The organism is Blautia liquoris, assembly GCF_015159595.1.
Classification (GTDB): Bacteria; Bacillota; Clostridia; order Lachnospirales; family Lachnospiraceae; genus Novisyntrophococcus; species Novisyntrophococcus liquoris.
Window position 1 is genome coordinate 79,420 of record NZ_CP063304.1, and the last position, 22,651, is coordinate 102,070.

A 22,651-nucleotide genomic window follows, 5' to 3' on the forward strand; every position below is an offset into this window, starting at 1 on the left:
TGGGGACATGGAGAGAAAGAACGTGTGAGTACCCGGGGAGATCTCACGAACGTGACAAGGTGATAAAACATTCGCCGCCACGGAGTAAAGCTTGCCGTGAGAAGTCAGCAGAGGCCATAGTAAGCCGGTGATTGTAAATACCGGACGAAGGGCTGAACAGTAGGAGGTGTTATTTCCAAATGGAAACCGGACATGGAACTAAGTACAGACAACTTCATATTGAGGACTACCTGCGGATGGTATCTGCGGAACAGAAAGAACAGGCAGGAGTGTACGCCCAAGGAAGGATTACCGGGAACCCTGACACCAACACGGATTTTTGGATGGACAATCTGCTGGACACCATACTTAGAAGCGACAATCTCAACGCCGCATATAAGAAGGTGAAAGCAAACAAGGGAGCCGGTGGTATCGACGGAATGCAGGTGGATGAACTTCTGCCCTATCTGAGAGAACACCAAGGCGAGCTTGTCCGGCAGGTGAGGGAAGGAAAATATAAGCCAAACCCAGTCCGAAGGGTAGAAATACCCAAAGAGGAGAAAGACAAAGTGAGGAAGTTGGGGATACCCACCGTGGTGGACAGGGTAATCCAGCAGGCAATCGCACAGGAACTGACCCCTATTTACGAGGAACAGTTTTCAGACAACAGTTTCGGATTTCGACCCGGCAGAAGTGCGCATGACGCACTGGAAAGATGTAGGAAATACATCAACGAAGGATATATCTATGCAGTCAGCATGGATTTACAAACCTATTTCGACACGGTGAATCACAGCAAACTGATAGAGGTGCTGTCGAGGACGGTAAAGGACGGGAGGGTGATCTCGCTGATACATAAATATCTGAATGCCGGGATAATGGAGGACGGAGGTTTCCAGGAAACGACAGAGGGCGTGCAGCAAGGCAGCCCGTTAAGTCCGCTATGTGGAAATGTTATGCTAAACGAACTGGATAAGGAACTGGAACGCAGAGGGCATAAATACGTGAGATATGCCGACGACTGCCTGATTCTGTGCAAAAGCAGGAAAAGTGCAGAGCGGACGCTGGAAAACATTGTGCCATTTATCACGAGGAAACTGTTTCTGAAAGTCAACCTCCAGAAAACGACGATAAGCCATATCAGCAAAATAAAATACCTCGGCTACGGCTTTTACCGCTATAAAGGGAAATGCCGTATGAGGGTACATCCCAAATCGGTGGCAAAAATGAAGAACCAGCTAAGGGAACTGACGATCAGAGGAAACAAGTGGAGCAATTCGGAAAGAGAAGAGAAACTCCGAAGCTATGTGAATGGGTGGATTAACTATTACCGATATGCGGACATGAAAAGTCTGATGGAACAGACGGACAAGTGGCTGCGCCACAGAATCCGGGCGGTGTACTGGAAGCAATGGAAAAAGGTGCGCACGAGGTACAAAATGCTCCGGGCACTATACCTGTCAGAACGGAAAGTACACGAAATGGCGAATTGTCGGAAAGGAGTGTGGAGAGCGGCGGCAATGCTGAACTCTGCACTCACAAAAACAATCATAGTGGACAGACTCGGCTATCCTTGTATGTCTGCCCACTATCTGAAATCACGTGTAAACTATTGAACCGCCTTGGTACCGAACGGTATGCCAGGTGGTGTGGAAGGGGGATTAATCCCCCCCTATCCGATTTTAATTCCCAGTGGCCGATACAGTTTTCGCATTGTCTTAATTACTTTGTTTGTATCCTCATCGTGGATCACAATATCATCATCTGAAGCATAATCGCCAAAGGTGATTACATCCTCTACTCCTATATATTCCTTCAGATATTCTATCATGTTTGATTTTGAGGCGTTTCTGCTGTAAATACGCAGGTAGTCATTCCCGGGAAACGCTTTTGATGGAACAACTTTTATCTTGAGCTTCTTTGAAAAGTCCTGCCTGCAGAGTTCTTCATTAAGAGTGTGAATTGTATCATGATCTGCAAACGCATAGATGTAGACGGCTTCATGACCCATTGGGAACTTAGATTTTACATACTGCCGGTATGGTGATTTTCTGTAGAACAAATATTCTTTTTCTTCCGCCATTGTCATATGCTCCGGACAAAAGGTCACTGCGATTTCTCCGATAAAAGTGTTGATGAAGCAGTTTGCTTTCTGGTTGTCAAAGAAAGAGAGCAGTTTTTTAGTTGTAGCACCTGAGATCATATATAGTTTCAAATACTCATTTTGACGGACATCATATAGAACAGCCCCGTCCATAGCGATTACGGGGAGATTCAGATCAATGCCCTTGATTACCTCAACGAGAGAGGCAGGGGTGCGGTTTGTAAAAACCGTGAATTTTGCACCCTGAGAAATCATTCGATTTAACTCTATTTTGCTATAGGAACTTAAAGATTCATTCATGTTCAAAAGAGTATCGTCCAGTCCCGATATAAACAAAATGTCGTTATTATGATGATGGGGCAACTCAAAGTAATTGACTCCGATAGCTACGACAATTCCAATTAAAGTATCTACAACTCGATTTAATGCGTAGAAGATAGGATCATTTCCCACGGGGCCTAAGGTCATGGAAAAGAGGACTACGCAGCCCATAATCGCTGAGTTATTTAGTTTCAGCAGGACACTCGTATAGATAACGGGAACAACGGCAAGAGATATAAGTACATATTTGGGGAGTCCGCCCAAAGCTTCCATATGTGGAAAAAATCGCAAAAGCAAAGCGATCAGATATCCGAATACGGCACCGATCAAAGTACCGGCGATTCTTTCAAATCCTGTTCTTGCACTGTAATCCATACGTGACTGAATACAGATGCAGGCAGCGATAATTGCCTGAATAACATCCCGTGTTCCTCCAAGAATCATATTAATGATAAAGCAAATAAAGACAGCGACAGCCGATTTAATCATTCTCATACCAACCGGAGGTATCTTATTAGGTACTCGTATCATCTCTTTTTAACAGCCCTTCCTTGTTTTATAGCTGGAGAGTTATGTATATATATATATATGATACCACGTATTTCTATGAAAGAACAGAGGATGTAAAACTTGCAGGGATGTTTTTTCTGTTGTAAACTAAAATATAGAAAAAAGACAGAAAGGACATATCATGGGAAAAGAAATCAAAACAAATGCCATGAGGATTCTGGAAAAGAGAAAAATTCCATACGAATTGGTTCAGTATGAATCGAATGAGTTTACAGATGGTGTTCATATGGCAGAAAAAGAAGGAATTCCAGTTCATCAGACATATAAAACACTGGTCCTTGAGGGAAAAAGCAAAGAGTATTATGTAATGGTCATACCGGTTGACAGGGAAATCGATCTGAAACAGGCAGCAAAAGAGGTAGGAGAGAAGTCAATTCATATGGTTCCCGTCAAAGATATCACAAATCTTACCGGATATGTAAGGGGAGGCTGCAGTCCTGTTGGAATGAAAAAGAAGTTTCCTACATATATAGATGTTTCTGCCAGGGATTATGAAAAGATATATGTGAGCGGTGGCAGAATTGGAACGAGCTTATATCTTTCACCGGAAGATCTGTTAAAAGCAGTAAGCGCAAGTTATGCAGACCTAACTCAAAACACGATGCGATAAGTGATATCGGCAAAAGTAACCTCATCACCTGAGGTTAACTTGATTTCATCCTCGCCTGCTATCGGTCTTCCGTTTACAAAGGTCCCGTTTCTGGAGTTCAGATCACCGATATAGTAACCGGTCTCAGACTTTTTGATCTTTGCGTGAATGCGGCTCACAGCAGGGGAGTCGATAATTCCGTCGACAGCCTGCGAGAGCTTTCCTATAAGAACGAGTTCTTTGTTCAGAGGAATAGGGTCTGCAGTGTGAGTGGATAAAGGTATAAGTTGAGGACTAATATGAGGCTGGGCATTGCCAAGTAATTCAGTTTTCCCATAAAGTGGAGGTAAATCTTTATCTTCCTCTTTTGAGTTTATCTCTGAATACACGAAAGAAAAGGGACCTTCCTTCTGAGAAAGAGGATAGGAACTTGCGTTACCCTTATTCCGCTTTTTGCTCTCAGCATAATATGCAGCTACGGCCCCTCCTCCAGTCAGGCAGAGGATCAGAATACAAATCCATAAAGGAAGAGAAAAGATCTTGTATAGAATTATGGAAATCGTCAGAACTAACCCAATCCCTACTCCCAGAGCTTTTTCGTCAGAATTGTCTTCCTCTTCATCTGAAGACGAAAAAAAATCATCTAGAATTTTTTCCCTCTCTAAATTTTCAGGTTCCTGATCCACTGGGTCATTCGAGAGAGCTTCTGGTGGCGCAATGGAATTTTTCTGCAAATGAAGGGCTGATCGAAGTTCTGCGATGTCACAATGTTCTTCTGTAATTACGCGGTACAAACCGTAACCGGCTGTAACTGCTTTCTGATCCTTGTGGTCAATCTTGGGAAGCAGGTACTCCATTAGTTTTCGGAGTTCTTTTTGTATATCGTTATCATAACCAGGTAAAAAACATAGATTAATATCGTCTTCAGGAGTTATATAGATTAGTTCAGGCAATAAGATTAGATCCTTGAAGTTTAATAAAAACTGTTCCATAAGTTCTAAAACCTGAAGAATTTGTTCATAAAGATGAATGAGAAAATCTGCCTGTACATTTTTGCATTCATAAACATTCTTCAGTGACTGCATGGAAGTGATATCATAGCAGTATAAAGTATGTCCATCTACACCCCGGATGCTGCAGTGAAGCAGCCCGCCGATATCATTTGACAAAATCATTCTGACCTGATAAGTACTGGTGTCCACTGTACCTGGACTTTCTAAAATCACGTAATTGTGATTTAGATCTCTTTTGTATTCAATATTCATGTTCTCACCTTCCTAAATGCTTTTGCTAGGTACCAATTGGTATCCCGTCCAGTTTTTAGTTAATTTCTGTAAGCTGTTTTGTGCTTCTGATTTTCCGGATGATTGCTGCAGGCTCTGTGATTTGAGTTTCGGCAGATGACTGATAGCTTAACTTTATGTTACCTAAGGTTATGATATTTCCACGATAAGTAACTTTTATGTGATGGTTATATCTTTGGATATCTACATCGGGAACGCCGATTGCAAGAGGGGAATGATCCAACAGAAGGTATGCTTTTTCTTCTTCATATTCCGGAGACAAGACTGCCTCATAGGCGGCTTCGGTAAACCATACTTTTTGATGCGTAAAGAAGCTAAAGGAAAGTAAAAAGAATAATATAAATAAAATTAGTGGTACAACGAAAACTGCTTCTACGGACATAGAAGCCCGATAGAACTTGTGCTTTTTCTTCATGATAAAAACATCCTTCCCAGATAACTGAATAACAAAAATGGTATAAAAGGTAATTCTGTATCTCCTTTAAATTTTTTTAAGGCCAACAGTACGGCGGAGAAGATAAACGCCATAAAAAGCCCTGTCGTGAGTGTAAGCAGACAATCAGTGAAACCAATCCAAATACCTGTTGTCAATATTACGAGGCCATCTCCATAGCCGACCTTTTCACGACTGATTTTTCCGATCAGCAGAAGAAAGAGACCTGGAATGAGGTCAGGGATTAGGTTATAGAGGGGGTGGCCTGCAGTGAAGAACTTATAGAGTATGCCTGCAAGCCCATAAATGACGGTGGGGATAAAACAGATTTCCCTGCTGCGCAGATCCCTCCAACTGTTGATGATCAGAAGAGCAAAAGTTATAAGGTTTTTCCAATCCATTGCTGACAAAGACCTCCTTACCGTCTGCCTTGCGACTCACATCTGCTGCAAAGACTAAGATCAGAAATTTGTGACTGATCAACTAACCGGACATTTCTTTTCAGACCGCTGCATTCAAGGGTGTTGTGATAAGCGGTTCCATGTTCCGACAGATAGACTTGCTGATTTGTGTGTGATTTTTGAATGCATTTTTCACATGGATGATAACGGGCACCATCTATATTTCTGGATTTTTTTGCTTCTGAAAGAGATTTGGTGTATATATGGAGATCAAGATGCGTACAGGAGGGCTTTGTGTGGTATACGCTTTCATAATCGGTGACATACACCATCTTGCCGGAAAAATCGTTACCCGGCTGGATTCCCGCGCCCAGATATCCACACCAGATGTGAACTCTGGCATAACAAGGGACAGTAAGTGCAGGCAGTGGAATGGGGGAATAAGGAACTTTATACTTCACTTGTTTAGTGAGTGTCAGATAACCGTCAGAATCTGTAGTATCCCCGAATTCATATGCGTATGCGGCTGTTTTTTCAGCCTTGTCTTTTAAGGCGATGCTTTCTGATACATACAAACTATAAAAATTCAGCATACTGAATATGCCCAGACAGATTAGCAGGAAAAATGGAACTATAAGAGCAGCCTCAACTGTGAAAGAAGCCTTTTTCAAGGAGGTGAGGATGGCTGTCCTTTTACCGGACTTGACTTTACTGGTACAGGCAGGAAACTTCGGGGCAGATTTCCTTATGAAATTTTTATTCGTTTTTTCTTCTTCTCTGGGAGGAAAGCTCAACTTATTTTTTTGTGTATTATCCATGTAAAAGGACACCCATCCACACCTCCTTATTGATATCCGTATTTTCTGCATATCTTGTACTGGCTGTGATCTATTTCCCATTCACTCTCCATTTCCATTGATTCTACGCAGTTATCAATGCGAAAAGATTTATTCGGATTCTTCAGGTTCATGTTATATTCCACCAGATCCATCGCAGCCATTGTAAGAATTTTCTGTGACTGCTTAAAAAGCAGAAATCTCAAATACCAGTTATAATCAAAACCTTCGCTATTGCTGTGCACTATGATTTCTTTACTGCTCAGAAAGGATGTAATACCTTCAAGTGATATCTTCCAGCAGCTGTCAGTCTTGATCAGGGGAGCATTCTGGCCGGCGAGAAGACCTCGCACATCGGATATGCTCTCCACATAAGCCCAGCTGTATAGAAGTGCCAGTGAGAGAACCGGCTGCGCCACAGGGATCAGCAGGGACGAGGAAATACCCGTTGCTGCAAGATCAATCTGTGCCTTTTTTTCTTGAGAAGAACAAAGATAGATCAGATTCGAAACTTGCCGGATTTTTAACAGCTGATTAACGACAGATTTTAGATTTTCCGTATCTGTATCTTTCCCTGCAATCACATATTCAACCTGACAGGAAAGTCCGTCGGTGTGGCCGGATGACGTATAGTTTGGAAATTTGTCCATGATATATTCCAACATCATCAATCGATCCGTTTCGTTTGACGAAGCGGCAGGAAGAACCCCCATTCCCTGATTCAAGCTTCTGCTTGAAGGCAGAACGAAAGAATCTATCTTAAACGGTGACAATGCATCCGGATCTGCCACTACAAGTCCAAGAGCACCTGACTTTCTAATGTTTTTAATGAGCTCAATGGGATTTATGTGATCGATTTTAGCGGGAGTGGCCTCGGGTGGCTCATCGGATTGTAAGGGCACCGAAGCATTTATTTCCCGATCATATTCGGATATGGGATCGCTTTTTATCAGCGCTTTTATCTGGGTTAGCTGCGAGTCCATCTGTTTATCCTGTGTGTTTAGAGTGTTAGAAAGATCCTGTATACCAGAAGTCACGAGTGATGATTTCATATGTTCCGATACCTGGTGCACAAATGAGTTTCCCGTCTGATCTGTGGCCAGTATGTAACCGGTGATGCTGCCCGATACAAAGTCTGCTCCAAAAAAATTTCTATTTCCATGCCCGTATGGATCCAGGCTATCCAACGCATCGTGCCTGACCATCTCATATAAAGTTTTCATCTGAAGTGAATCGCTGCCAAAACCCCCGTCAATATAGAACAAATCATATTCTTCCAGGAGGTCTTTGTCATATTGAGCAAATAACGAAAACAGACCCTGGTCCATGGCTGACGCTATCATAACACGCCCTCCGGCAGTCCGGATGGATTTTAACATGGCAGTGAACAACGACAATATAATTGTCAGTGTCAGACAGAGGTAAATGGTGATACTTCCCCGGCTGTCCTTCATGGTATACAGCTCCTTCCTATTAGGCAATTTGGACTTGCGGTTAAATGTTTTTACTTTCTTTGGTAATCTTTGACAGGATATCATTAACCAGACTTACTAATTGTTTTTTAAAAATAACCACGAGAGCAATCAAAACGACAAGGATCAGAATAACCTCGACGACTGCAACTGCATCTTCTTCTTTCCAAAATGCCGAAAGTTCCTTCATAAGCCTCACCTCCTTTCCAATAATTTTATATCTTCCGAATATCATGAATAACCTTTCGATTCCAGTATGATCAGATTTTGGTAAAAGACAGATAAGCGGGTACCATTAAGATCAAAAAGACGATGCCAAGCATCAGGATCATGGGAACCAGCAGTTTTGTTCCGGCTTTTTCACCTGTAATTCGGGCGTTCCTTTTTCTCTGGTCGAAAGCATTGTGCGCTTCTCTCTCAAGAATATCCATGATGGCTTTATTACCTTTTCGTGCGTTTTGTGAAAGAACGGTGGAGAATGTTTTATATGCAGGGCATCCGCACCTTTTTCCGAGATTTTCATAAGCAGTAGTTTCTGAAACGCCACTCTTTATTTGTCGGTAAGTAAAGGCTATTTCTTCGTATACGGGATGATTCTTTTTATATTGTTCTTCCTCGATCTTTTTATAATCCATCGTGATTCTCTCAAAGCAGTTCCTTATACTGAGCCCGGCACTTAATAATAGAAGAAACTTGGATATTATGTCAGGATAGTCCAGCATCAGCTGCTCGTTCCGTGTCTGTATCAGCTGTTCCTGCTCCTTTTTGGGACGAAGATACAGGAAAAGAACGATAGCGAAGGTTAAAATCAAAAGAGAGACACCAGTAGATGAGGGCTTGAATTTCCATGTGATCTTATTTCCATCCATAGATTTTGGAAGAATGAAGTGTTTTCCCTCCAGTTCACTGTTTTCATCTTCAATTTTGTAATTTAGCTGTTCTCTAACCGTTTGGGGAGTGGGACGGAAGAGTTTTAAATTTTTCTGATAGATTTCTGATTGTTCCATGAGACTGACTTCGGCCTCAAGTAAAACTTCTGTTCCGTTTTTTGGGATATCGCGGCTTAAGATGCCTTCGAAATCGATGAGATCTGGCCGACTGCTGCTCCATGAGATAGAGACAGGGCTGTCTTGAAGGGAATCCGGCAGGTTTAGATTGTGGTCCACGTGGGAGAAAGACTGATTATCTCCCAGGATCTGTTGATCTAGCTGAGACAAAGCGTCCTTTAGCAGCTTCTTTCTTTCTCTTGGCGTATTAGTCTCTTCTGGTATCTGTAAAGTTATTTCTCCCTTTACTCCATCACTGATTTCAAAATCCAGAGTCTCTTCTCTTTGACCGCTTCCAAATGGATTGCGTTCCAGTCTGTACCCTGTAATTATTCTATTGGTGCTGTAGTCTTTTATCATACATGCAGCGCTTAAGACAACCCCGGATATGGCGAAAATTATCAAAGGTTTCTTTTGCATAGGATTCACCTCCGGTGAGATTTATACTTCGATATCTACGATTTTGCTGCCCAACAGATATGCAGCGGCGTATAAGATAAGTGAAAAAGTCATTACGATCCTGCCGACGGATGTCGTGTACATCTCCAAAAGGAAAGAGGGCATGGTGAGCTGGAGATAAAGTATGATACATGCCGGCATCAGGCTCATGATGTTCTGCTCGAATTTTTTTGCAGCAAGCTGTGCATCTATTTCCTGCCTGGTTTCTATCTTCTCGCTCAAAGTATTCCAGGTAGCCTGCAGAATCTGATTCAGGTTACCGCCAGTTCTTTTGGCGATTCGTATGACATGTGCAAAGGTTATGATATCGTCAATTTTACTTCGGCTTCCCAGATCTGCAAACAACTCTTCTACAGGGATTTTTAAGGATATCTGATTACACATCATATGAAGTTCCTGAACCATCACATCGGACTTTCCGTAGGTCTTTTCCAGTTCCAGGTAAGCTTCTTTTACAGAGTTCTCAAGGGAATGGCCACTCAATACGGATGTATGTATTGCAGATACTGCTTCTTTAAAATGATAATGAAGAGTCTGGCGCAGCTTTTCAAGTTTTCTTTTTTTCTCTTTCGAAAAGCAAAGCCACCCTACTGGAAAAATAAGAAGCAGTCCCCACATGCTGCGAAAGAAAAGATAATTAAATAGTAGAGAAATTCCAAGAACTTCCAGAGTTAACATCATGTATTCTTTAGCAGAAAAGAGATACGTATCATATTTTTGTTTCATAGCCCGACCTTTCCAGTTTTTGTGTGTTTCGCAAATCATTTCTCCTTTTCAGTTCTCCATCTTTCCTGTCGTAGAGAGTCTGGAGTCTGACATCCTCTTTCTGAAGATCCAGAACCTCTGTAATCTCTTCAACCTGGCGGTGTCCATCTTTATCACGCCCCAGATGGATTAGAATATCAATACCTGAGGCGATCTGACGACGAACGACAAAAAGAGGGAGTTCCATGCCCATAAGCACCATAGTCTCGAGACGGGTGATCATCTCTGCGGCTGAATTCGCGTGAGCAGTTGCCATGCTTCCATCGTGTCCCAGGTTCAGAGAACTTATATAGGATCTTGCCTCAGGGCCCCTGATTTCACCCACAATAACGCGATTCGGACGCATTCTAAGAGCAGACTTAATTAAGTCATCCATGGTGATTGTTAGTGATTCATTCATAGTGCCGGCTCTGCATTCGAGGCGTACCAGGTTATCGACATTTTGTATCTGAAGTTCTGCATTGTCTTCAATTGTCACAACCCTTTCAGAAGAGGGGATGAAGTTGGAAAGAGCGTTTAAAAAAGTGGTCTTTCCTGAAGATGTTCCGCCGCCGATCATAATGGAGTAACCGGAGATGACAAGTTTCTGTAGAAAACGTGCGGCATCCCGTGTAATGCTGTTGTTTTGTATCAGGTCAAGCATAGTAATGGGTGAATCAGGAAACCGGCGAATGCTCAGAATTGGGCCGTTTAAGGCAACAGGCTTTAATACGATACTTACTCTTGAGCCATTGTCAAGTCTGGCATCAACAATAGGAGTCTGCTCGTTGACAACCCTGTTGCACTGTCCTACAATCTGCTGTATCACATCGTCCAATCTTTCGGGTGAAGAAAATTGATGACCATATTTTTGGATTTTTCCTTCTTTTTCTATAAAGATATTTTGAAATCCATTCACCATAATTTCTGTGATTTCATCGTTTTCCAGCAGTTCAGAGAGTATATCCAGTTTTCGAATAGAATCAAACAGCTCTCTGCGAAGACGATCTTTCTCATCGAGAGTCATCGGGTTTTGTCTGCTCTCATTTAGGATCATATCATCGATCAGAGACAGAACCTCTTTATCCTCATATTCTTTTGTCATGTCCATCTGTGCCAAGAGCTGTTCTTGGAACTCATCCTTGTGACTTAACATGAATCCTCCTTTCTTAGTACTTCGCGGACATAATCTCCGAGTTCACTCCAGACTAAATTTTCAAAGTAAGCCTTTCCGCTGTGACTGGCTGCATGGAACGGAAGTTTCAGCTTTCTGATGCGCTCCATAAGATGTGTGTGTCCCCAGACATTTAGAAGATACTCGAATTGAGTAATTTTGGCAGCAGAAATAACATCATTTCTAATCGGAACATAGATTTGATCGCAGGCTTCCAAAATTTGGAATAGGTTTTGTACACCGTCACCCAGATCAAGGATCACAATCTCATAACGTGTTTCTTTTATAATCATTTCCAGAAGGCTGGTCCATTCCTCGTAAGTGGTGCACTGAATATCCATCGGAGAGAGCGCCGGAGGAATGAAGTCCAGGTTTTGCAGACTCTCTGTCATACTCGCCATTTTATATGAAAGGTTCATGTTCTCTTGACGGATGAAATAGAGAAGATCACTTAAGGTATGTTCAAATCTTTGTTCAAGCAGCTGGTCAAAACCGGAAAAGTTCTCAAGATTCAGATAGAGTACAGCTTGGCTTTTGGCCAGTATCTGACCCAGCGTCAGTGCAAATGAAGTTTTTTGGGTTCTTCCTATTGGTGAATAGACTCCGATTACACGGGTCTGCCGTTTTAGTACTTGTGTTTGGCTATGAGGTGTTTTATCAGCACCGTAATAACTCATGATTTCACGCAGCATGCCGTCGGAAGACTGATACTTGTAGACACTGGGATAGTGATCGAGACCTGGGTTATGAACACCCTCAGAAAGAATAATCAGCATCCCTACGTCTAACTGTTTGACCATGTCATTCATGGCTTTTCCTGAAATCAGAAGGATCTCAATGGGATGTTCTCTCGCGTAGTCACAAAGAACCTCCGGACTGGTAAATGCCTGGATTTCAAATGGGATACTCTTTTTATTGTTTAGATATTCCATGAAATTGTACGCATACTCTACCTCCAGATCACATACGGCGAATATGCTTTTGGGTCTGTTCAAGAATAGATACCTCCAATCCATAGAAGAATGCTGATCAGTATTGCCGCAGAAAAATGAATGTGCTCAGGACGTCTCCGGCCAGGGCAGCGATAGGATATTCGTTTTTTCTTTGTGATACAGCGATTGAAATAATTGAAGAAGTACAAAAGACGTCTGAAAAAAATATGATGATAAATAAGAATAAATAAAGAAATGACAGCACCGCAGACAAAGGAACATAACGTGCAGGTAAAGATTCCACCAGGCCCCATGTAGCCACCCAGTACGGAAAGTAGTTTTATGTCACCGGCTCCCAGCATACGCATCAGGAACAGAAGAAACAAAAGGGCAACAGGCAGCAGGGCTCCACATATAAATGTGAGTACTTGTGTGATTCCACCAGTTTTTATCTGAAAGATCAGTCCGATGCACCATCCTGCAAGAATCCATGTGTTTGAGATTTTTTCTGATTTAAAATCCATAGAAACAGATATGACTGTAAAGATGAGAACTAATACTTTTCCATGTCTATCACCTCCGAAGTTAAAGTTTAAATAATGAAATTGCAGCGAGTGTGCTGATGACTGTTTCCAGAAAAGACAATGAATCAATAAGATTTATTTGATGAAATTGATTATATACGAAACAGATATATTTGTCCAGTAAAATAATGCACAAAAATCAAGTGAAAAATTTGTGGATTGAGTTATTTGAAAATATTCATTATAATCTATTGTGTGGAGATATATATAAAGTCAATTTATCATTTATGACTGATATATTTAAAATTTTTACAGTCAGGCAGGAAGGAAGGCATGAGAGAAGAAAGATATAATGAGGATATTATCGATGAAATGCGAAAGAACCCTGCAAGTATTGTCAACTTAATCATTATAGGGGTGAACATCCTGATGTTTATCCTGGTGGAGGTTACTGGAAGTTCATCAGATGCAGAGCACATGATTGAATGGGGAGCTGCCTACACTCCATTGATTAAACAGGGACAATATTATCGCTTGTTGACTTGTATGTTTCTACATTTTGGAGCGGAGCATCTGTTTAATAACATGTTTTTGCTTTTTTTTATGGGATACTATCTGGAACAATATGTCGGAAAGATCTGGTATCTGATTATTTATCTGGGAGGGGGACTGTCAGGAAGCATCTTATCGTGGATTTTTGAAGAAATCAGAAGGGAAAATGTGATATCGGCCGGTGCATCAGGTGCTATATTTTCGGTGCTTGGAGCCCTTGTGATCATAGTCTGGCACTACAGGGGTCAGAAAAGGAATCTGAGTCTGCGTCGATTGGTTGCAATGATTGCATTATCTGTGTATGTAGGATTCAGTTCTTCCGGTGTAGATAATCTGGCCCATGTAGGCGGACTATTTGGAGGAGCTCTTTTATCAGTAGTACTGATTCACTTTAAGAGATTGGAAAAATTAAAGTGAACTGAGTTCCCTCATCTGGTATTGATGTTACGGATATGGATCCGTTATGAGCCTCTGCGATTTCTTTGCAGATCGCAAGGCCGAGGCCTGTACCGTCTTTTTTGTAAGTCACGAATGGGTCAAAGATCGTATCTGACAGCTCTTTTTTGATGCCACATCCATTATCTTCGATTTTAACTTCTACATTGTTTCCATCGCAGGATATATGGATGACTATCTTGCCGTTTTCGTGAGAGATGGCCTCTTGGGCATTTCGGATCAGGTTTGTGAATAATTGGTTCATCTTGACCGGATCCAGTTTAATTCTTGGAATCGCAGATTCCTTCTGAAGGATGAGACTGATCCCTTTTTCTTTCAGCATTTCCCTAGCTGAATCGGTGAGGTCAGTTAAAAACAGGTAAAGATTGACCTCTTCTTCATAAAGGTTTTTAGCATGGTTGTAGTCTGTCAGCTCATCCAGCAGTCTTCGAAGAATTGTCATATTTTCTTCGATTTTGTCATAAAAGTTGTAGGTAGTTATCTCCGGGTGTTCCTGTACCATCAGCTGAAGAAAGCTGTTGATTAAGGTTACGGGGTTTCTTACCTCATGGGAAAACTTTGACAACGTGTAATTATATTCTTCATTTTTCATATATATCACCTCTTTAGTTTAGTTTATCACCTGAATGTGTAATAATCAAACAAAAGAGTTTGCGTTTTTCTGACAAAAACTGACAAATGGAGATTTGTAAGAAAAAAAATAAGGAGGTAAAGGTGCTATGGATTGCGTTTTTTGTAAAATTGCAGAAGGTGAGATTCCTTCGGCTACAATTTATGAAGACAAGGATTTCCGAGTGGTGCTGGACATAGGCCCTGCATCTTTTGGACACGCGTTAGTATTGCCGAAGAGGCATTATGCCAATATTTATGAACTGCCAGAGGAAATTGTTTCCAGTGCATTTGTTTTGGCAAAAAAAACAGCGGTGGCCATAAAAGAGGGGTTACATGCAGATGGCATGAATATTCTTCAGAATAATGGGGAACAGGCGGGACAAAGTGTTTTTCATTTTCATATTCATGTAATTCCCAGGTATCAGGGGGATCAGGTGGGGCTGGTATGGACTCCGGGCAATCTGGATGAAAACGATAAGAAAGAGATCATCCAGAAAGTCAGACAGTTCATGTAATCAACAGGAAATAAATATGGACGGCATGGATTTTGGAGAAATTTACGAAAAATACTACTGTCTTGTGGTTAAAATTGCTTACGATATCATAGGGGATTTTTACCTTGCTCAGGATATTACTCAGGATGTATATGCATCACTTTATGAAAAAATAGATCAGATTGACATAGATAGGGTCAAGGGATGGCTGATTACGTGTGCATCACACAAGGCAATCGACTATAAGAGAAAAAAATATTATAACAGAGAAGTCATGGGAGATCACTTTTTCCCGGAACCAGATTCTATATCCACGGAATGTGTTTTTATAAGGAGGGAGATGTGGGGACAGGTTTTTGCAGAATTGTATGAGAAAAACAGACAATGGTTTTTTTTGATTATGTGTATGGATATTGCCGGTGAGAAGCCTGAAGAGGTTGCAAAAGTGCTGGGTATCACTTTGAACAACTTAAGAGTCAGGCATCACCGCGCAAAAGAGTGGGTACGCAAAAGATATGAAAAAGATTAGAAAAGTCTGTCTCGGCTTTTAAGCTTTTACCATGTTTTCAATCACGTCAATGATCACATGAATAGAGTCACTATGGCTGCTGTTTTTCATGGCGCTGATATACTGTTCTTTCTTGTTATATAATTGATGAACTGCCTGAAGCAGTTTTTCGGGGGTGATCGATTCCTCTTCCATAACGATACTGTAACCCTGCTTTTCAAAAGACTGCGCATTCAATATCTGATCCCCTCTGCTGGCACTTGCAGGCAAAGGAATCAGCAAATTTGGTTTTGCCAGTGCACTGATTTCGCAGATTGCATTCGCACCGGCACGGGAGATGACAAGATCAGCAAGTGCAAACATATCCGGGAGTTCTTTTTTTATATATTCATACTGAACATATCCTTCCATATCCTCTAAAGCGGGATCGGTTTTGCCTTTCCCGCACAGATGAATAACTTGAAATTCTTTCAGAAGATCGGGAAGTATGTTTCGAACAGCATTGTTGATGGCAGCGGCACCCAGGCTTCCGCCGATAACCATGAGAACCGGTTTATTGGCTGTGAAATTACAGAAGTTAAGAGCTCTTAACTTATTGCCCAAAAGCAATTCCCTGCGGATCGGTGTTCCTGTAACAATGGCCTTTTTTGACGGAACATTATTAAGGGTTTCGGGGAAATTACAACAGATCATGGCAGCTGACGAAACACACAATTTATTTGCCAGACCGGGGGTCATGTCAGATTCATGTATTATGACAGGTATCTTTAACCTCCTGGCAGCGAGAACGACAGGTACAGAGACGAATCCTCCTTTTGAAAATATGATATCGGGGGACAATTCTCTCAGAAGTTTTCTGGCTTCACGGAAGCCCTTTAAGACGCGGAACGGATCGCTGAAATTTTTTATATCAAAATAACGACGTAATTTCCCCGATGAGATACCATAATAGGGAATATCCTGTTCTTCAATTAATGTTTTCTCTATTCCGTCATAGGATCCAATATAGGAAATCTTATAACCGGCCTCTATTAAAGAGGGGAGTAAGGCGATATTAGGTGTTACATGTCCGGCTGTTCCTCCGCCTGTCAGAACAATATGTTTCATTCCATCCTCCTTCGCATCGGGTGATGCTGACTTATTTATGCTTTCAGTATACATTTAGTCGAAGGCAGGGGCAAGAGTTAATTTGATCCAGTGATGAGACGTATCTACAAAAGTTCAATAAAATACTTTGATTATGTAATTATTTTGATTTTGAATCGTATTACTTATTGTAAGGCATATCATAAACAGGAGGGGGGTACTTATATTTAAAGGTGCAAGATAATCTGCCTGAGGAACCCCACCACAGGCATCAGGAAATGTAGCAGGGCGTGCTTCAGTTCCGTTCCAAACACACGAAAAAGGCAGACAATGGATATCCGATATCAATATCGGTAGTATTGTCTGCTTTTGTTCTGGAATTTGACTGTCAATGCGTTATAATTAAATTATCGGAAGCAATTAATCTATCGGAAGCTTCTGATGGAATAGACTATAAAGCGGACTATAGAAGGGAGACAACACGATGTTAATTACTTTTTTAGGTGCAGCACATGAAGTGACCGGAAGTTGTTATTATCTTGAAGCTTGCCGGAAACGATTCCTGGTTGATTGTGGAATGGAGCAAGGACCCAATATCTTTGAGAATAAGCCGCTGCCGATTCCTGCATCAGAACTTGATTTTGTTTTATTAACTCATGCACATATTGATCACTCCGGAAATCTTCCGGCACTCTATGCAAAAGGTTTCCGGGGACCGGTCTATGCTACGGCGGCGACCAGAAATCTCTGCGATATCATGCTTCGTGACAGTGCACACATACAAATGTCTGAGGCTGAATGGAGAAACAGAAAAAATAAAAGACAGGGAAAAGAAGAATATATTCCTCCTTACACCCTGCAAGATGCCATAGGGTTGATTGAAAATATAAGAGGATTTCCCTATAATCGAGTCATCGATGTAGAAGAGGGAATAAAGATTCGTTTTACAGATGCGGGTCATCTGCTGGGATCGGCTAGCATTGAACTTTGGCTCACGGAAGATACGGTGACGAAGAAGATTGTTTTTTCCGGAGATATTGGGAATCTGAATCAGCCGCTGCTTAAAGATCCTGTTTATGTTAAACAGGCGGATTATGTTGTTATGGAATCAACATATGGTAACAGAAGTCATCAGCGGGTAACGGATTATGTAACAGCACTGGCCGGGGTCTTTCAGGAAACCTTTGCAAAAGGCGGAAATGTTGTTATCCCTTCTTTTGCGGTTGGAAGAACCCAGGAGATGCTTTTTTTCATCCGTCAGATGAAAGAGCAGAGACTGGTCACAGTATTTCCCGATTTTGAGGTTTATGTGGACAGTCCCCTTGCAGTTGAAGCTACACATATCTTCCATGAATCGGACATCAGCTGCTTTGATGAAGAGACATCTGAATTGATCAGAAAAGGAATTAACCCGATTAGTTTTCCCGGCCTGCGTCTTTCCATCACTGCAGGGGAATCAAAGAACATCAATTTTGATTCCAAACCTAAGGTAATTATATCTGCAAGCGGTATGTGTGATGCCGGTCGTGTGAAACATCACCTGAAACATAACCTCTGGAGAAAAGAGAGCACGATATTGTTCGTGGGTTATCAGTCAGTGGGAACGCCCGGAAGGGCACTGACAGAAGGAGCAAAAAGTATCCGCCTTTTTGGGGAGCCGGTTCAGGTGAATGCGAAGATTCAGGTACTGCCCGGAACAAGTGGTCATGCCGATCAGGAAGGACTTATGAGATGGGCGTCCTCTTTCGAAAACAGGCCGGATCATGTATTTGTTACGCACGGAGAGGATCAGGTTACCGAATTTTTCCGGGAGAGACTTTCACGTGAACTTCAATATGATGCGATGGCACCTTATAGTGGTACCATTTATGACTTGAGGGAAAACAAGATTGTAGAGACACCGGTGCCTGTTCGTCTGGAAAGATCGAAGAAAAGTGCGAAGAAGAACTCCGTGTATGAAAGACTTAAAGCTGCAGGGGAAAGGCTTCTTGGCGTCATCCGCCGAAATGAAGGCGGAGCTAATAAAGATCTGTCTAAATTCGCCGATCAAATTAACAGTCTTTGTGATAAATGGGACAGATAAAAGATTAAGGATAATATGTGCCCGGCTTCAATGAACCGGACACTTTATGGTGGATTGCTTAGATTGCCTGCTTTAATGCCTGTGCCAGTTGGTCAGGACAGGATGTATGCTTCGTTCCGCACTGAATTCCTTCTAACTTTTCAATAGCTGTTTTTACATCCATGCCATCTACCAGAGAACAGATCCCTTTTAAATTTCCGTTACATCCTCCGGTGAATGTGACATTTCTTACTTTGCCGCCTGTAAGGTCGAAGGTGATTTCTTTGCTGCAGGTTCCATGTGTCTTATATACCATAATGATGGCCTCCTCGTACAGTTGTAAAAAATGATTTGCCGTGATAAACTCTTTACAGAGCATTTCTACTATATCATGATGTTGGGGTCAAAAGTAATTTGACCCCATATGATACACGGATTACTCCGCACTTTGTGCTCACGTAATCCTACAAACATTCGAAATACACCCTAATCGGGTTGCTTTCTCATGTTTTTACGGGTCCCAAGGTCATGCTTTTTCATGCGAGCATGAAACGCATGACCTTTTGACCCTAGTATCATATCATTTTTACAGAAATGATTCCAGTGTAAAATACAGGAGGTAACAAAAAGTTCGAATGAATGTAATTGGTATTATTGGGGCAATGGAAGAAGAGGTTGTCAGATTAAAAGAGCATATGACAGAGGTAAAGGTAGGGACGAAGGCCTCTATGGAATTCAACAGAGGAAGACTAAATGGAAAGAATGTTGTGGTTGTCAGATCTGGAATTGGAAAAGTAAATGCCGGTATCTGCACGCAGATTCTGGCTGATGATTATAATGTAGATGCAGTGATTAATACGGGAATAGCTGGGTCTTTGAAAAAAGAAATCAATATCGGGGATATCGTGGTGTCAACGGATGCACTCCAGCATGATATGGATGCAACAAATTTTGGATATCCCAAAGGACAGATTCCAAGACTTGCTGTTTTATCATTTCCGGCGGATGATAAGCTGATTGAGGCTGCCTGTGATGCCTGCAGGGAGGTGAATCCTGAGATCTCTGTATTCAAAGGCAGAGTGGTAAGTGGAGATCAGTTTGTCGCCGACAAAGAATTGAAAGAGCGCATTATTCATGATTTTGACGGTTTCTGTACGGAGATGGAAGGAGCGGCTATTGCACAGGCGGCATATCTTAACAGGATTCCATACCTGGTTATAAGAGCGATCTCCGATAAAGCTGACGACAGTGCTTCCATGGATTATCCAACATTCGAGCGGGAAGCCATCGAACATTGTGTCAAGTTAGTGGAGAATATGGTGAAAAGACTATAAACCCGAAGAACCTGTCGTGATTTGACGAACGATTTTTATGCAAAAAACAGCATTTGCGGTATATAATGACAGTACCAAAACGTAAGGGGGTATCATTAATGCTGCAGACATGCATTGATATGAAATTATTTCAATACGGTATGATAGCGGCAGGCATCATGGGAGTATGGTGTCTGTTCTGGAGTAATCATTTTTATAATAGGGCGCTGGGCGACCTGAAGAGAAAAGATAAGCCGAAAAGTAAGTGGACAAGCAGTGTTCTGGAAGAAAGCAAGAATAAACTTCTGGAAGATCCGGATTCTTATATTCGTGTAAAACTTGCCGAAGCACGAGGGGCAGGCACTCACGTTGGGCGTTTACATCAGGGAGCAAATCTTTCGCTGTGTATCTGTGGTTTGTTATTCGCACTGGCCGGTTATACAGTGTTGAAGTATCATTATGAAACTTATGTGTTATGGAGGCATGGCCTGCTTGCAGGTGCCATCGCGTGTGGAATCTTGATGATTAAATTTTGCCAGAATCAGCCAGATAAGGAAGATCTTTTGGTTGACGCCTGGAGGAACTATTTTGAGAATATCAAAGGCCGGGCAAGAGAAAGAGCTCAGCCGGAGGTCTTTCCGGCCACGGTACAGGAACGGGAAAGTATCAGGAAAAAGAAAGAAAGGCGGCAGGAACAGTCAAATACTAATATGGAAGAGCAGATCACCCAGATTGAGAAAGGAATCCGTGAAGCTGCCGCATCGGACAGTCGGTTTGCAGGGGTCCTGACTCCCGAAGAGGAGACGCTGTTTCGGGAGGTGATCCGCGAATATATGAACTGATATAGGGCAAAGACCTGTCTTGACTGGAAACCCCTGGTTTGCTAAACTAAGCTTAGCCTGATGATTTTAAATCCATATAAAAAGGAGATACCACAACACATGGAGAATAAGTGTAAGTTCGATTATTCAAAGGCAGTAAAGTTTATCCGTGATGAGGAAACTGCATCATTTGAGCAGATTGCAAATAGTGCAAAAGAAGTCCTGACATCAAAAAACGGACAGGGGAATGATTTTCTTGGATGGGTTGACCTTCCAGTCAATTATGACAAAGAGGAATTTGCCCGTATCAAAAAAGCAGCAAAAAAAATACAGGGGGATTCCAAAGTGCTGCTTGTTATAGGAATCGGAGGTTCTTATCTGGGAGCCAGGGCAGCAATAGAATTTTTGCGGCATGGATTCTATAACAATATCACAGAGCAGCAGCGAAAAACTCCTGAAATCTACTACGTGGGTAACAGCATCAGCAGCAATTATATTCAGGGGCTGATTGATGTGGTCGGAGATAGAGATTTTTCTGTAAATATCATTTCAAAGTCCGGGACTACAACAGAACCGGCAATTTCATTCCGTATTTTTAAGGAGATCCTGGAGAAAAAATACGGGAGAAAAGAAGCAGCAAAAAGAATATATGCCACCACTGACAAGGCAAAGGGAGCATTAAAGAATTTATCCGACGAAGAAGGTTATGAGACTTTTGTCGTTCCGGATGACGTTGGGGGACGATTCTCCGTGCTGACCGCAGTAGGTCTGCTTCCAATTGCAGTAAGTGGTGCCGACATAGATCAATTGATGGAAGGGGCAGCAAGTGAACGTAAAAGGGCACTTGCTCTGCCATATGAAGAAAATGATGCATTAAAATATGCGGCAGTCCGCAATATCCTTCATAGAAAGGGGAAATCTGTGGAGATATTGGCCAACTATGAACCGAGTCTCCATTATCTTGCTGAATGGTGGAAGCAGCTCTTTGGCGAGAGCGAGGGGAAAGACCAAAAAGGCATCTTTCCTGCATCTGTAGATCTGACTACTGATCTCCACTCCATGGGGCAGTTCATTCAGGACGGCTCCAGAATTATGTTTGAAACGGTATTAAATATTGAGCAGTCGAAAGTTTCGTTAGAGTTAAAAGAAGAACCCGTAGATCTGGACGGACTCAATTATCTGGCCGGAAAGACCGTAGACTTTGTCAATAAGAGTGCCATGAATGGAACAATTCTGGCACATACAGACGGCAATGTGCCGAACCTGAGAATTGATATTCCGGAGCAGAACGAGTTTTATCTTGGACAACTTTTCTATTTCTTTGAGTTTGCATGTGGTGTCAGTGGATATATATCTGGTGTGAATCCTTTCAATCAGCCGGGTGTAGAGAGCTATAAAAAGAACATGTTCGCACTTCTTGGCAAACAGGGATATGAAAAGGAACGTGAAGAACTGCAAAAAAGGCTTTGATAACGCGTTACATTCATAAGCGGGGCTGCCGTACTTAAGGCGGCAGCCCTTCTACCTAAGTTTTACTCCTCTATTACCTGTATCTCCAGGTAATCAAAATCGATGTTCTCAATAAAGTTATCCTGTCCGAATCTTGTTTTCGATAATTCTTTAAACTCTGAAATATTACTGTCAAGCCAAATTGGTTTACTTAAGTCCCAGTTATCACACATCTCATAGACGGCATCAAATATCTTGTGCGTTCTGGTGTCATCCGTCTCGTTTAAGATCGTCTGGTCTTTTTTCATCTTATTGTCCTTTATGATCTTTCCCCATATTCGAAACATGTCCAAAATCCTTTCTATGTCTTTGCGGTCTTTGCAAAAATCTGATTCTGCTTTTTATGTTAG

General features: G+C 41.9%; 25 protein-coding genes. 9 read left to right on the forward strand and 16 right to left on the reverse strand.

Annotated features, from left to right (window positions below):
• Positions 1-179 precede the first annotated feature (179 nt).
• The gene (ltrA, locus tag INP51_RS00415) at positions 180-1,595 is read left to right on the forward strand and encodes a group II intron reverse transcriptase/maturase (RefSeq protein WP_193735803.1); all 1,416 of its coding nucleotides are present in this window, start codon (positions 180-182) and stop codon (positions 1,593-1,595) included.
• Between the two features lie 56 nt (positions 1,596-1,651).
• On the opposite strand, the gene INP51_RS00420 is transcribed toward ltrA, so the two are convergent.
• Positions 1,652-2,935, reverse strand: a complete 1,284-nt coding sequence (locus INP51_RS00420) for an HAD hydrolase family protein (protein WP_193735804.1) — start codon at positions 2,933-2,935, stop codon at positions 1,652-1,654.
• A gap of 160 nt (positions 2,936-3,095) precedes the next feature.
• On the opposite strand from INP51_RS00420, the gene ybaK reads away from it, so the two are divergent.
• Complete coding sequence (gene ybaK, locus INP51_RS00425; RefSeq protein ID WP_193735805.1) at positions 3,096-3,584, forward strand: Cys-tRNA(Pro) deacylase; 489 nt, start codon at positions 3,096-3,098, stop codon at positions 3,582-3,584.
• On the opposite strand, the gene INP51_RS00430 is transcribed toward ybaK, so the two are convergent.
• The 11 genes from INP51_RS00430 to INP51_RS00480 form a co-directional block, all read right to left on the reverse strand.
• Entirely contained in the window at positions 3,566-4,828 is a 1,263-nt protein-coding gene (locus tag INP51_RS00430; RefSeq protein ID WP_193735806.1) for a DUF6382 domain-containing protein, read from the reverse strand. The two genes, ybaK and INP51_RS00430, sit on opposite strands and share 19 nt — an antisense overlap.
• Positions 4,829-4,883: 55 nt before the next feature.
• Entirely contained in the window at positions 4,884-5,282 is a 399-nt protein-coding gene (locus INP51_RS00435; protein WP_193735807.1) for a TadE/TadG family type IV pilus assembly protein, read from the reverse strand.
• Positions 5,279-5,701: an A24 family peptidase gene (locus tag INP51_RS00440; RefSeq protein ID WP_193735808.1), complete on the reverse strand. Its 423-nt coding sequence runs from the start codon at positions 5,699-5,701 to the stop codon at positions 5,279-5,281. The genes INP51_RS00435 and INP51_RS00440 overlap by 4 nt, the downstream gene beginning before the upstream one ends.
• A 17-nt stretch (positions 5,702-5,718) precedes the next feature.
• Complete coding sequence (locus tag INP51_RS00445) at positions 5,719-6,276, reverse strand: hypothetical protein (protein ID WP_230406840.1); 558 nt, start codon at positions 6,274-6,276, stop codon at positions 5,719-5,721.
• Positions 6,277-6,545: 269 nt separating this feature from the next.
• The gene (locus INP51_RS00450; protein ID WP_193735810.1) at positions 6,546-7,991 is read right to left on the reverse strand and encodes a DUF5702 domain-containing protein; all 1,446 of its coding nucleotides are present in this window, start codon (positions 7,989-7,991) and stop codon (positions 6,546-6,548) included.
• A gap of 40 nt (positions 7,992-8,031) precedes the next feature.
• Positions 8,032-8,199 (reverse strand): Flp1 family type IVb pilin, encoded by a 168-nt coding sequence (locus tag INP51_RS00455; protein ID WP_193735811.1) that lies wholly within the window; start codon positions 8,197-8,199, stop codon positions 8,032-8,034.
• Positions 8,200-8,269: 70 nt separating this feature from the next.
• Positions 8,270-9,475, reverse strand: coding sequence for a type II secretion system F family protein (locus INP51_RS00460; RefSeq protein ID WP_193735812.1), 1,206 nt, complete (start codon positions 9,473-9,475; stop codon positions 8,270-8,272).
• A 21-nt stretch (positions 9,476-9,496) separates the two neighbouring features.
• Positions 9,497-10,240, reverse strand: coding sequence for a type II secretion system F family protein (locus tag INP51_RS00465; protein ID WP_193735813.1), 744 nt, complete (start codon positions 10,238-10,240; stop codon positions 9,497-9,499).
• Positions 10,224-11,414, reverse strand: coding sequence for a CpaF family protein (locus INP51_RS00470; RefSeq protein WP_193735814.1), 1,191 nt, complete (start codon positions 11,412-11,414; stop codon positions 10,224-10,226). The genes INP51_RS00465 and INP51_RS00470 overlap by 17 nt, the downstream gene beginning before the upstream one ends.
• A complete protein-coding gene (locus INP51_RS00475; protein WP_230406841.1) occupies positions 11,408-12,427 on the reverse strand; it encodes a P-loop NTPase family protein in 1,020 nt (339 codons plus the stop codon). Before INP51_RS00475 ends, INP51_RS00470 begins: the two co-directional genes overlap by 7 nt.
• Positions 12,424-13,017 (reverse strand): prepilin peptidase, encoded by a 594-nt coding sequence (locus tag INP51_RS00480; protein WP_268885806.1) that lies wholly within the window; start codon positions 13,015-13,017, stop codon positions 12,424-12,426. The genes INP51_RS00475 and INP51_RS00480 overlap by 4 nt, the downstream gene beginning before the upstream one ends.
• Before the next feature lie 204 nt (positions 13,018-13,221).
• Here INP51_RS00480 and INP51_RS00485 point away from each other — a divergent pair, with 204 nt between their 5' ends.
• The gene (locus INP51_RS00485; RefSeq protein ID WP_193735816.1) at positions 13,222-13,857 is read left to right on the forward strand and encodes a rhomboid family intramembrane serine protease; all 636 of its coding nucleotides are present in this window, start codon (positions 13,222-13,224) and stop codon (positions 13,855-13,857) included.
• On the opposite strand, the gene INP51_RS00490 is transcribed toward INP51_RS00485, so the two are convergent.
• Complete coding sequence (locus INP51_RS00490; RefSeq protein WP_193735817.1) at positions 13,832-14,488, reverse strand: sensor histidine kinase; 657 nt, start codon at positions 14,486-14,488, stop codon at positions 13,832-13,834. The two genes, INP51_RS00485 and INP51_RS00490, sit on opposite strands and share 26 nt — an antisense overlap.
• 127 nt (positions 14,489-14,615) lie before the next feature.
• Between INP51_RS00490 and INP51_RS00495 the strand changes: the two genes are divergently transcribed.
• Together INP51_RS00495 and INP51_RS00500 are read left to right on the forward strand one after the other, a co-directional pair.
• Positions 14,616-15,023: an HIT family protein gene (locus INP51_RS00495; RefSeq protein WP_193735818.1), complete on the forward strand. Its 408-nt coding sequence runs from the start codon at positions 14,616-14,618 to the stop codon at positions 15,021-15,023.
• Positions 14,974-15,531 carry an RNA polymerase sigma factor gene (locus tag INP51_RS00500; protein ID WP_193735819.1) on the forward strand — a complete coding sequence of 186 codons (558 nt, stop codon included), beginning with the start codon at positions 14,974-14,976 and terminating at the stop codon, positions 15,529-15,531. The genes INP51_RS00495 and INP51_RS00500 overlap by 50 nt, the downstream gene beginning before the upstream one ends.
• A gap of 18 nt (positions 15,532-15,549) precedes the next feature.
• On the opposite strand, the gene INP51_RS00505 is transcribed toward INP51_RS00500, so the two are convergent.
• Positions 15,550-16,617 carry an undecaprenyldiphospho-muramoylpentapeptide beta-N-acetylglucosaminyltransferase gene (locus INP51_RS00505; RefSeq protein WP_193735820.1) on the reverse strand — a complete coding sequence of 356 codons (1,068 nt, stop codon included), beginning with the start codon at positions 16,615-16,617 and terminating at the stop codon, positions 15,550-15,552.
• 463 nt (positions 16,618-17,080) lie between these two features.
• Between INP51_RS00505 and INP51_RS00510 the strand changes: the two genes are divergently transcribed.
• Positions 17,081-18,679, forward strand: coding sequence for an MBL fold metallo-hydrolase RNA specificity domain-containing protein (locus INP51_RS00510; RefSeq protein ID WP_193735821.1), 1,599 nt, complete (start codon positions 17,081-17,083; stop codon positions 18,677-18,679).
• Positions 18,680-18,737: 58 nt separating this feature from the next.
• On the opposite strand, the gene INP51_RS00515 is transcribed toward INP51_RS00510, so the two are convergent.
• The gene (locus tag INP51_RS00515; protein ID WP_193735822.1) at positions 18,738-18,974 is read right to left on the reverse strand and encodes a TIGR03905 family TSCPD domain-containing protein; all 237 of its coding nucleotides are present in this window, start codon (positions 18,972-18,974) and stop codon (positions 18,738-18,740) included.
• A gap of 319 nt (positions 18,975-19,293) precedes the next feature.
• On the opposite strand from INP51_RS00515, the gene INP51_RS00520 reads away from it, so the two are divergent.
• The 3 genes from INP51_RS00520 to INP51_RS00530 all read left to right on the forward strand — a co-directional run bounded on the left by INP51_RS00520 (position 19,294) and on the right by INP51_RS00530 (position 22,262).
• The gene (locus INP51_RS00520; protein ID WP_193735823.1) at positions 19,294-19,992 is read left to right on the forward strand and encodes a 5'-methylthioadenosine/adenosylhomocysteine nucleosidase; all 699 of its coding nucleotides are present in this window, start codon (positions 19,294-19,296) and stop codon (positions 19,990-19,992) included.
• Between the two features lie 65 nt (positions 19,993-20,057).
• Positions 20,058-20,813 (forward strand): hypothetical protein, encoded by a 756-nt coding sequence (locus tag INP51_RS00525; protein WP_193735824.1) that lies wholly within the window; start codon positions 20,058-20,060, stop codon positions 20,811-20,813.
• A 99-nt stretch (positions 20,814-20,912) separates the two neighbouring features.
• Entirely contained in the window at positions 20,913-22,262 is a 1,350-nt protein-coding gene (locus tag INP51_RS00530; protein WP_193735825.1) for a glucose-6-phosphate isomerase, read from the forward strand.
• A 62-nt stretch (positions 22,263-22,324) separates the two neighbouring features.
• On the opposite strand, the gene INP51_RS00535 is transcribed toward INP51_RS00530, so the two are convergent.
• The gene (locus INP51_RS00535; RefSeq protein ID WP_193735826.1) at positions 22,325-22,588 is read right to left on the reverse strand and encodes a hypothetical protein; all 264 of its coding nucleotides are present in this window, start codon (positions 22,586-22,588) and stop codon (positions 22,325-22,327) included.
• Between the last annotated feature and the right edge of the window lie 63 nt (positions 22,589-22,651).